We start from the raw sequence: 671 nt of genomic DNA on the forward strand, positions 1-671 counted from the left end.
CATATCTTAAAATATCTAATTTTTTAGCTCCTAGCATACTCGCTTGTAGTTCATATTTATCACCTATTAATTTGTACACATCTGTTATCATTTTAATACCATATGGTATACATGGAATTACATTTATTATAATAACACCTAGTGTAGTATTTGCTAATCCCATCTTAATAAAAGTTAATTGTATCCCCATAGCTACAGATATGACAGGTATTATTATAGGAGATAAAACTAATAACTCAAATAATTTTTTACCCTTAAAGTTATAAAGTGCTATAGCCTTAGATGCTGGTATGGATATAATCATAGTCAAAGTTACAACTGATATAGATATAAGTATACTGTTTATTAACACCCTTATATTTTCATCACTCAAGATGTATTCAAAAGCTCTAAGTGAAAACTCATTTGGTATAATTTTAGGAAATACCCATGATGAAGATATCGACCAAATAAAAAGTATTATCAGAGGCATTAATAACGAGATTAATATTGTATTTATAATTAGATTTTTTAATTGTTTCCTCATACGATCACCTATAATTTTTTTTCTTTAGTTTAGTAAAGATTAAATTGTATAATATTAATAATATAAAACTAAGAACAATTACTGCAAGATGTGGTAAATGTTCTAATAATTGTTTACTTACTATAAATAATTTTGGAAATGGAGA

1 pseudogene is annotated in these 671 nt (G+C 25.3%); it reads right to left on the reverse strand.

The features are described 5' to 3' along the window. Nucleotides 1–526: pseudogene (locus AZI32_RS17275) on the reverse strand (ABC transporter permease); the annotation flags it as partial. Nucleotides 527–671: the final 145 nt, after the last annotated feature.

The sequence above is a fragment of the Clostridium sp. ATCC 25772 genome (assembly GCF_001573875.1).
Lineage (GTDB): Bacteria > Bacillota > Clostridia > Clostridiales > Clostridiaceae > Clostridium_J > Clostridium_J senegalense.